This is a genomic window from Bradyrhizobium sp. (assembly GCF_035484855.1).
In the GTDB taxonomy this organism is placed as follows: Bacteria; Pseudomonadota; Alphaproteobacteria; order Rhizobiales; family Xanthobacteraceae; genus Bradyrhizobium.
Map to the genome: position 1 here is coordinate 26,529 of NZ_DATHOP010000237.1, position 10,102 is coordinate 36,630.

Sequence of the window (10,102 nt, forward strand, 5' to 3'; positions counted from 1 at the left end):
ACAGATGTTGCCGCTTGAAGGGATTACCGTCATCGCCGTCGAACAGGCGGTCGCCGCGCCATTTTGCAGTTCGCGGCTCGCGGATGCCGGCGCCCACGTCATCAAGATCGAACGGCCCGAGGGCGATTTTGCCCGCGGTTATGACGCGGCCGCCAGGGGGCAGAGCAGCTATTTCGTCTGGCTCAACCGTGGCAAGGATTCGGTGGTGATCGACCTTGCCACCAGGGAGGGCCGCCAGCATCTCGAACAACTGATCGGCGGCGCCGACGTGCTGCTGCAGAACCTGAAACCCGGCTCGATGGACAGGCTCGGCTTCACGCTGGAGCGTCTGCGCAGGGATTATCCAAAACTCATCTGCTGCACCATCACGGGCTATGGCGATGACGGGCCTTACGCGCAACGCAAGGCCTATGATCTCCTGATCCAGGCCGAGAGCGGGCTGGCCTCGATCACCGGCGGCCCGGAGGGCCCCTCGCGCGTCGGCGTCTCGATCGTCGATGTCGCAACCGGCGCCACCGCGCACGCCTCGATCCTCGAAGCCCTGATCGCGCGGTCGCGCGACGGCAAGGGGGCCGATATCCGGATTTCGATGTTCGACGTGATGGCCGACTGGCTGACGACGCCCTTGCTCAATGCGGAAGCCGGCAATCCGCCGCAGCGAATGGGTCTGGCCCACCCGTCGATCGCGCCCTATGGCGTGTTCCGCTCGAAGGACGGCAGGGAAATCCTGATTTCGATCCAGAGCGAACGCGAATGGAAGAAACTCTGCGCTGACGTGCTGGGCCAGCCGGCTTTGCCTGACGATCCCCGGTTCTCCAACATGATCGAGCGGGTTCGCAACCGCGCCCTCACTGACAAAACCGTCGGCGACAGCTTTGCCACCATGACGCGGGATGAGTTGCTGAAACGCCTGTCGGACGCCGACATCGCCTTCGCCGAGGTCAACACCATGGCCGACCTCGCCGTTCATCCGCATTTGCGCCGCATCGAAGTCGACACCCCGGCAGGACCCGTGAGCCATCCCGCGCCGGCCGCCATTTTCGTCGATCAGCCGCGCCACTATGGCGCCGTGCCCGCCATCGGCGAGCGCGTCGGCACGAGCGAACTTCCCAAAGTCCGGACCCGATCGTCATGACCGCAAAACTCGATGAAAAACTGGATATCGACCATTTGCGGCGGTGGATCGGGCGCAGCAACCAGGCCTCCGGCATCGTCACCGCGCAAATCGTGAAAGGCCTTCGCGCCACCCTGTTCATGGAGATCGGCGAGCCGAAGGTCGGCGATGCCGCGCCGTGGACGGTGCATTGGTGCCTGGCGCAGCCGGTCTACCCGATGTCGGAACTGGGTCCCGACGGCCATCCGACCCGCGGCGATTTCCTGCCGCCGGTGCCGCTGCCGCGTCGGATGTGGGCCGGCGGCGAGCTGGAATTCTTCAGCGCCTTGTGCGTCGGCGACGAGGTGACGCGGACCTCGCGCATCGCCGATGTGGCCATGAAGACCGGCAGCACCGGCGTGCTGTGTTTCGTTTCCGTCGACCATCTGGTGACGACGCCGCGCGGCACCGCGCTGCGCGAGCGGCAGGACATCGTCTATCGGGACATGTCGAGAGCGCAGCCGTCCGCGACCACCAAGCCGGCGCCAGCGCCGCCCGTCGCAACACACCGCGAAAGCCACATGGCCGATCCGGTGCTGCTGTTTCGTTACTCGGCGCTGACCTTCAACGGCCACCGTATCCATTACGACCGCGATTACGTCACCAGGGTCGAGGGCTATCCCGGCCTGATTTTTCACGGGCCCCTGCAGGCGGCGTTCCTGGTGGAATTCGGCGCAAAACTGCACGGCGGCGCGGCGCCGAAGAAATTCAGCTATCGCGGGCTGCAGCCCCTGTTCGAGGGCAGCGAGTTCAGCGTCAACGCCAGCGAAACCCCGGCCGGCATGGAATTGTGGACCGCGAATTCAGCCGGCCAGCCGACCATGAAGGGCACCGCGACGTGGTGAGGTGTCCGTCATTCCGGGGCGCGTCGAAGACGCGAACCCGGAATCTCGAGATTCCCGGTTCGATGCTTCGCATCGCCCCGGAATGACGTAGAGGCAAACAGCATTGTCCCGCAAACCAGCAACGCCAGCAAACAAGCTTGTCACGGTTAAACAGGCAACCCTTGACCTGCTGCGCGCGTTCGGCATCAAGAAGGTGTTCGGCAATCCCGGCTCGACGGAATTGCCGTTCCTCGCCGACTGGCCCGACGATATCGACTATGTGCTGGGCCTGCAGGAGGCCTCCGTGGTCGGCATGGCCGACGGCTACGCGCAGGCCACCCGCAACGCCGGTTTTGTCAATCTGCATTCGGGCGCCGGCGTCGGCAACGCGCTCGGCAACATCTTTACCGCGCACCGCAACCAGACGCCGCTGGTGATCACGGCGGGCCAGCAGGCGCGCAGCATCCTGCCGCTGCAGCCTTTTCTTTACGCCGAGCGCGCGTCGGAATTTCCACGTCCCTATGTCAAATTCTCGGTCGAGCCCGCCCGCGCCGAGGACGTTCCGGCGGCGATCGCGCGCGCCTATTACGTGGCCATGCAGCCGCCCTGCGGCCCGACTTTCGTGTCGGTGCCGATCGACGACTGGACCCATCAGACGCAACCGATCGAAGCCCGTCACGTCAGCCGCGAACTCGGCCCCGACGCCAGTGCGATGCAGGCGCTTGTCGCGGCGCTCGCGGCGAGCGAGCACCCTGCCCTCGTGGTCGGCCCCGGTGTCGATCGCGCGCAAGCGGTCGATCTCATGGTCAAGGTCGCGGAAAAGACGCAGGCGTCGGTGTGGGTCAGCCCGTTCTCGGCGCGCTGCAGTTTCCCGGAGCGGCACCCGCAATTCGCAGGGTTTTTACACGCCTCGCCCGGGCAACTTTCGGAAGCGCTGCGCGGTCACGACCTCGTGGTCGTGATCGGCGCGCCGGCGTTTACGTTCCACGTCGAAGGCCATGCCGCTATCTTCGACGGCGCGACCACGATTTTCCAGATCACCGACGATCCCACGGCGGCAGCCGTGACGCCACATGGCACCAGCATCATCGCCACCATGAAACCCGCGCTGACGATGCTGCTGGAATTGCTGCCGGAGACAAAGCGCGCGGTAACGTCGGGACGCACCCTGCCGTCGGCGCCTGATGCAGGCGATCCGATCCCGGTCGAATATCTGTTGCACGCGCTGTCGGCCGCCATGCGCGACGATGCCGTGCTGGTGGAGGAAGCGCCCTCGCACCGGCCGGCGATGCAAAAATTCATGCCTATGCGCGGGCAGGACAGCTTTTACACCATGGCGAGCGGCGGCCTCGGCTACAGCCTCCCGGCCGCGGTCGGCATCGCGCTCGGCCGGCCCGGCATCCGCACCACCTGCCTGATCGGCGACGGCTCGGCGATGTATTCGATCCAGGCGCTGTGGACCGCCGCGCAGCGCAAGCTGCCGCTGACGGTCGTGGTGATCAACAACCAGGGCTACGGCGCGATGCGCTCGTTCAGCCAGGTGATGCAGGTCCGCAATGTGCCCGGGCTCGATCTGCCCGGCATCGACTTTGTGAAGATCGCGGAGGGCATGGGCTGCGACGCGGTGCGGGTGACCAGTTCAGCGGAACTGGCGCCCGCGCTGAAACGCGGCTTGGCGCATAACGGCACGAGCCTGATCGAGGTGATGGTGGATTCCGCAGTGCCGATGCTTTACGCGCGGACGCGTTAGGCGGAAATCGTAGCCTGGATGGAGCGAAGCGCAATCCGGGGAACAAAGGCGATGTAGGCCCCGGATTTCGCAAGCGCTGCATCCGGGCTACATATCCTCGTCATTCCGGGGCGATACGAAGTATCGAACCCGGAATCTCGAGATTCCGGGTCTGGTCCTTCGGACCATCCCGGAATGACGGAGTTACTTCCCGTAATTCTCCCGCATCTTCGCCTGGATCTTTGCCATGCCTGATATCCAGCGGTCGTAATTTTCGGTCTTCTTGCGCATGTAGCCCGCGACCTGCGGGTGCGGCAGGATGACAAACGTTTCCTGCTCGATCCCCTTTAGCGCGTCCTGTGCCACCTGCTCCGGCGAAAGGTCGCCGTCGCCGGATTGCGGTCCCTTCGGGATCGAGCGCAGCATGTTGGTGTCGACGCCCTGCGGGCACAGGATCGAAACCTTGATGCCGTCGGCCTTGTGCGAGATCGCCAGATTCTCGGCAAATCCCACCGCGGCGTGCTTGGTCGTCGAATAAGCGGGGCTGCCGACCTGCGACAACAGGCCGGCGGCGGAGATCGTGTTGAGGAAATAGCCGCCGCCGCGCGCCTTCATGCGCGGGATCAGGTGCCGCGCGGCGTAGACATGCGCCATGACGTGGATCGCCCAGCTTCGCGCCCACGGCTCGTCGGACACCCCGCCGGCATTCTCCGACAGGGGATCAAAACCGCCGCCGATGCCGGCATTGGAGCAGAACAGCGCGATCGGGCCGAACTGGCGCTCGGTCTCCTCGATGACGTGCTGGATATGCTTTTCCTGACCAACGTCGCAGGTGAACGCCGCGCCCTGCACCGAGGCGGCAACCGCTTTCGCGCCCGCGCCATCGAGATCGGCGACAACAATTTTGGCGGCGCCGGCGCGATGGAAGTTTTCGCACAGCGCGCGCCCGATGCCGTTGGCGCCGCCGGTGACAACCACGACCTTGCCTGTCACCTGCATCGCGCGGCTTTCCGGAAATTTCTCAGGTCAGAACGAGGTCGAGCACCGCGGTGTAATGGCAGGCCGCGCCCAGCAGCACGAAAGAATGCCAGATCGCGTTCTGGAAACGCAACCGGTGCCAGGCGTGAAAGATGATCCCCAGACTATAGAGCAGACCACCGGCCGCGATGAACCACAGGGTCAGCGCAGGCAGCGACTTCACCACGGTGTCGTAGATCATGAAGCCGCTCCAGCCCATCGCCAGATAGAGGCCGACCGCCAGCCGGTCGAAACGGCCGGGGAAAACCAGCTTGATCACGATGCCGACGATCGCCACACACCAGACGCCGATCAGAAGCGCAATGGCGAAGATGCTGTCCTTCATATCCGTGATGAGCGGCGTGTAGGTCGCCGCGATCAGCACATAGATCGCCGAGTGATCGAAGCGGCGCAGCACCCATTTGGCGCGCGATACCGGCCACAGATTATAGGTTGCCGACAGCACCAGCATGGCGAGCAGGCCGGCGACATAGACCGAGACGACGGCCACTTCGAATGCCGTGGCATAGACGGCGGTGAGCACCACCAGCACCGTAGCCGCGACCACGCCGCCGAACACGCCGATACCGTGCACGACCCCGTCGGCGATCAATTCAGCTCGGTCGTAGTTCCAGCGCACGGCGCCGGCCGCGGCATGGACGGAGGTCGAGGCCAGTTGTTTCAGCCTGAAAATGGTCATGTCGGCTCGGCAAGCGTTGGTGGCGAAGCGATAGATGATACCGCTGATGTGGTCAACGAACCTTAAAACGCCAATCGCGTCCTTAGTATGAAACTTGATTTTGCCCCGCCAATCGCCACTTTTGTGGATGGTTCTCGCCGCATTGCCCCCCGTAAATCGAATTAGCCCCGCCCGCATGGCCCCAGTTTTTTCCGAGATGATCGAGGAAGCCCGCCTATCGGCGCGGGCGATTAGGGATTATGGCGAGCACTTCTTCAATCCGACGGTCAGGCTCGGCGTCACCGGACTTTCACGGGCCGGCAAGACCGTATTTATCACCGCGCTGATTCACGGCCTCACCCGTGGCGGCCGCTTTCCGGTGTTCGAGCCGTTCGCCAGCGGACGGATCGCCCGCGCCCGGCTGGAACCGCAGCCCGATGATGCGGTGCCGCGCTTCGATTATGAAAATCATGTGCGCACCCTGATCGAAGCGCGCCGCTGGCCGAACTCCACGATCGACATCAGCGAATTGCGGCTCGTGATCGACTATCAGCGGCAAAACGGCGCCGATCGCCGGCTAACGCTCGATATCGTCGACTATCCCGGCGAATGGCTGCTCGACCTGCCGCTGCTGCACAAGAGCTACGAGCAATGGTCGAAAGAGAGCCTCGCGCTGTCGCGGGAACGGCCGCGGGCGCGGCTCGCGGAACAGTGGCACGCCTATCTGGCGACGCTGAGCGCCGAGGGAGAGGAAGACGAGCAGGCGGCGCTGACCGCAGCGCGGCTGTTCACCGACTATTTGCGCGCCTGCCGCGCCGAGCGCTTCGCCATGAGCCTGCTGCCGCCCGGCCGCTTCCTGATGCCGGGCAATCTCGCTCACTCGCCGGCGCTGACATTCGCGCCGCTTGATCTGCCGGACGACGGCGCGGCACCCGAGGGATCGCTGTGGGCGATGATGGCAAGGCGCTACGAGGCCTACAAGAACGTGGTGGTGCGGCCGTTCTTCAGGGATCATTTCGCGCGGCTGGACCGCCAGGTGGTGCTGGTCGATGCGCTCTCGGCGTTCAACTCCGGTCCCGAGGCGCTGCACGATCTCGAGGCGGCGCTGGCCGGGATCCTCGATTGCTTCAGGATCGGCCGCAGCACGTTCATCAGCAGCCTGTTCCGCCCCCGGATCGATCGCATATTGTTCGCCGCGACCAAGGCCGATCACCTGCACCATTCGAGCCATGACCGCCTGGAGGCAGTGTTGCGGCGGACCGTGGCCAACGCGGTGGCGCGGGCCGAGGACACCGGTGCCTTAATCGACGTGGTGGCGCTGTCCGCGGTGCGCGCCACCCGCGAGGCGATGGTCGCGCGCGGCCGCGACAAATTGCCCTCGATCCTCGGCACGCCGGCCCCCGGCGAAACCGCGGGCCGCGAGGCGTTCGACGGCAATACCGAGGTCGCGACCTTTCCAGGCGATCTGCCGGCCGACGCCGAAGCGCTGTTCGCCGGCGAAGGCGCGTTTCGCGGGCTTTCCAGCGCCAGTGCCGAGAAGAGCGATTATCGCTTTCTGCGCTTCCGGCCGCCGCAGCTGGAGAACGCGGAGCCCGATGGGCCCACTTTGCCTCACATCCGCCTTGACCGCGCCCTCCAGTTCCTGATCGGAGACAGACTGCAATGAGCGAGCGCGCCCCGCACCGCAAGCCGGCGACCTTCAAGCTCGACGACCCCGGCGTCATCGTGATGGACCCGGACGATACCAGCCGCCCGTCGCGCGGCACCGTCCATGTCACCCCGGAAGCCGACCCGGCGCTGCTGCCGGTTCCGCTCGAGCCGCCGCCGATCCCGACGCGCCGCGGCTTTCGCTGGGGCACGCTGTTCTGGGGCGCGGTCGGCGGACTGGTCGTGCTCGCGACCGGGCTCAGCATCAGCCATCTGATCGAGGATTTGTTCGCGCGCGGCGAGGGTTTTGGAATTCTCGGCCTGGCGCTTGCCATTGTTGCCGCGCTGGCATTCGCGGTGATTGTCGCGCGCGAAGCCTTCGGGCTGATCCGGCTCGCGGCAATCGAAAAACTGCATCAGCGTGCCGCGGCGGTGCTGCTGAGCGATGACCGCGCCGAAAGCCGCGCCATCGTACGGGATCTGATGGGCATCGCGCACCAGAACCCGCATCTGGCGCGGGCCCGCGCCACGCTGCAGGGCCATGCCGACGACATCATCGACGGCGCCGACATGATTCGCCTCGCCGAGCGCGAATTGATGTCGCCGCTGGACCAGGAGGCGCGCCGGCTGGTGTCGTCGGCTGCCCAGCGCGTCTCGCTCGTCACCGCGGTCAGTCCGCGCGCCGTGGTCGACGTGCTGTTCGTGTTCGCCGCCTCGCTGCGGCTGATCCGGCAGCTGGCGCGGCTCTATGGCGGCCGTCCCGGCGCGCTCGGCATGATCTCGCTGCTGCGCCATGTCATCGCCCATGTCGCCATCACCGGCGGCATGGCGGCGAGCGATAGTCTCATTCAGCAGGTGCTCGGCCATGGCATCGCGGCAAAACTCTCGCAGCGGCTCGGCGAGGGCGTGCTCAACGGCCTGCTCACCGCCCGGCTGGGCCTGGCCGCGATCGACGTCACGCGGCCGCTGCCGTTCACCGCGTTGCCGCGGCCCGCGCTCGGCGATCTCGCGAAGGACCTCTTGCGCAAGCGCGACGGCGAAGAGTGACCGCTAAACGGGGGCGACGATCTTCGTTCGCAGCGACATCAATCCCTCGAACGCGATCACCATGTCGTCGCCGGGCCGCAGATAGAGCTCGTCGGCATTGGGCTGCCCGACGGCGACGCCGCTCGGCGCGCCCATGGCGATGAGGTCGCCGGGCTCGAACACGACGTAGCGCGAAAAGTGCTCCAGTACGTCAGCGATCTTGTAGAGATAGTCGCCGGTGTTGGCGCGCAGCCGGCGCTTGCCGTTGACGTCGCAGGTGACCCAGAGATTGTCGGTATCGGCGGCCTCATCCATGGTCAGGATCCAGGGGCCGACCGGCGCAAAACCCGGCATGTTCTTCGCGGTCCAGAACCGGCTGCCGGACGCCACCTCGCGCTGCTGGATTTCGCGGGCGCTGACGTCGTTGGTCAGCGTGAAGCCGGAAATATACTCCATCGCCTCGGCCTTCTTGACGCCATGCGCGCGCTTGCCGACGACATAGCAAAGCTCGGGCTCGTAATCGAGCTTGGTGATGTCGGCGGGCTTGACGACTTCGTCGCCGTCGCCCGACATCGTCGAGATCAGTTTGATGAAGCCGGTCGGCTCGTTCGGAACCTCGGTGAGCATCCTGTTGGCGGCGAGTTCCTCGCGATGCCTCCTGTTGTTCTTGCCGACGCAGAAGAATTTCGATGGGTCGGGAATCGGCGGCAGGAATTTCAGGCCGGCGACCGGGCGAAGCAGCTTTGCGTCTTCCGCCGCGACCGCGAATTCTTCCAGCGCCGCAATGATCGGTGCGCCGCTGGTCAGCGCGATCTTGACCGTGGTCGCCGGAACCGCGCGATGCAGCGCGTCCGCCGCCGCCATCACATCGACGATGTTTTCGCCGCGAACGATGCCGAAGCGCGGCGCGTGGCCCACGTTCGGATCGACAAAAGTCGCCAGTCGCATCGTCACTTTCCTCCCGGCAATTGCACGTCGTTGTCCTTCACGAGCTTGCTCCATTTGGCGACGTCGGCGTTGATGTAGCGGCCGAACTCTTCCGGGGTCTGCGGTTTCGGTTCGGCGCCAAGCGTCGCCAGATGATCGCGGAATTCCTTCGTCTGCATCGCGGCGACGATGACCTCGTTGAGTTGCTTGACGATCTCGGGCGGCGTCTGCGGCGGCGCCAGCAGGCCGAACCAGCCGACCGATTCATAGCCGGGCACGGTTTCGGAAACCGGCGGCACATCCGGATAGAATTTCGATCGTCTAGTATCGGTTACGCCGAGCGCCTTGAGCTGGCCCGAGGCCACGAATTGCTGCACCACCGGTCCCGGCGCGAACATCACGTCGATCCGGCCGCCGAGGAGATCGGTGACCGCGGGTCCGGTGCCCTTGTAGGGCACGTGCAGCATCTTGATGCCGGTCTGGCTGGCGAACAGCAGCCCCGACAGATGCGAGGCGGCGCCGACACCCGACGAGCCGAAGGTCAAGCCGTCCGGTTTTTCTTTGGCGTAGCGGATCAGATCCGCCGTGGTCTTCACCGGCAGCGTCGGGCTCGCCACCAGGAGATAGGGCGGCGCCGCGCCGATCACGATCGGCGTCAGATATTTGTTGACGTCGAACGGACCGCCGCCGTCGGCGCCGGCGGAAACCGCCATCAGCGCGCCGGTCGAGGCCATCAGCAAGGTATAGCCATCGGGTACTGCTTTCATCGCAAACCGGGTGCCGATCGCGCCCGACGCGCCCGGCTGATTTTCCACCACTACCGGCTGGCCCAATTTGGCGTTGAGGTTTTGCGCGACGATGCGCGCCAGCACGTCGGTACCGCCGCCGGCGGCAAACGGCACGATCATTCGGATGGTGTGATCGGGATAATCGGCGGCCGAGACCGGCAGCGCCATCGCAATGAGCGAGAGCGCGAGGGCGGCAATACGAACCAGCATGCTAGAATTCTCCCGGGACAGGCTGAGCGCCATCGGCCAAGGCCGCGAACGCCGAACGGCGATCGCCGCCCTGCGACGGCGATGTAAAATCACCGGCCAGCG

The 10,102-nt window shown here is 65.4% G+C and carries 9 protein-coding genes; 5 read left to right on the forward strand and 4 right to left on the reverse strand.

What is annotated here, in order from left to right:
• Positions 1–4: 4 nt before the first annotated feature.
• The 3 genes from VK804_RS27110 to mdlC all read left to right on the forward strand — a co-directional run bounded on the left by VK804_RS27110 (position 5) and on the right by mdlC (position 3,727).
• A complete protein-coding gene (locus VK804_RS27110) occupies positions 5–1,135 on the forward strand; it encodes a CaiB/BaiF CoA-transferase family protein (protein WP_325375954.1) in 1,131 nt (376 codons plus the stop codon).
• Positions 1,132–1,998 carry an FAS1-like dehydratase domain-containing protein gene (locus VK804_RS27115; protein WP_325375955.1) on the forward strand — a complete coding sequence of 289 codons (867 nt, stop codon included), beginning with the start codon at positions 1,132–1,134 and terminating at the stop codon, positions 1,996–1,998. The genes VK804_RS27110 and VK804_RS27115 overlap by 4 nt, the downstream gene beginning before the upstream one ends.
• Before the next feature lie 103 nt (positions 1,999–2,101).
• Complete coding sequence (gene mdlC / locus VK804_RS27120; RefSeq protein WP_325375957.1) at positions 2,102–3,727, forward strand: benzoylformate decarboxylase; 1,626 nt, start codon at positions 2,102–2,104, stop codon at positions 3,725–3,727.
• Positions 3,728–3,910: 183 nt separating this feature from the next.
• Here mdlC and VK804_RS27125 read toward each other — a convergent pair whose 3' ends face one another.
• Complete coding sequence (locus tag VK804_RS27125) at positions 3,911–4,705, reverse strand: SDR family oxidoreductase (RefSeq protein WP_325375959.1); 795 nt, start codon at positions 4,703–4,705, stop codon at positions 3,911–3,913.
• A gap of 22 nt (positions 4,706–4,727) precedes the next feature.
• Positions 4,728–5,423, reverse strand: a complete 696-nt coding sequence (gene trhA / locus VK804_RS27130; RefSeq protein ID WP_325375961.1) for a PAQR family membrane homeostasis protein TrhA — start codon at positions 5,421–5,423, stop codon at positions 4,728–4,730.
• Positions 5,424–5,598: 175 nt separating this feature from the next.
• Here trhA and VK804_RS27135 point away from each other — a divergent pair, with 175 nt between their 5' ends.
• Positions 5,599–7,068 (forward strand): YcjX family protein, encoded by a 1,470-nt coding sequence (locus VK804_RS27135; RefSeq protein ID WP_325375963.1) that lies wholly within the window; start codon positions 5,599–5,601, stop codon positions 7,066–7,068.
• Positions 7,065–8,096, forward strand: coding sequence for a TIGR01620 family protein (locus VK804_RS27140; RefSeq protein ID WP_325375965.1), 1,032 nt, complete (start codon positions 7,065–7,067; stop codon positions 8,094–8,096). Before VK804_RS27135 ends, VK804_RS27140 begins: the two co-directional genes overlap by 4 nt.
• Before the next feature lie 3 nt (positions 8,097–8,099).
• On the opposite strand, the gene VK804_RS27145 is transcribed toward VK804_RS27140, so the two are convergent.
• A complete protein-coding gene (locus VK804_RS27145; protein WP_325375967.1) occupies positions 8,100–9,023 on the reverse strand; it encodes a fumarylacetoacetate hydrolase family protein in 924 nt (307 codons plus the stop codon).
• Positions 9,024–9,025: 2 nt separating this feature from the next.
• Positions 9,026–10,000 (reverse strand): tripartite tricarboxylate transporter substrate binding protein, encoded by a 975-nt coding sequence (locus VK804_RS27150; RefSeq protein ID WP_325375969.1) that lies wholly within the window; start codon positions 9,998–10,000, stop codon positions 9,026–9,028.
• Positions 10,001–10,102 lie beyond the last annotated feature (102 nt).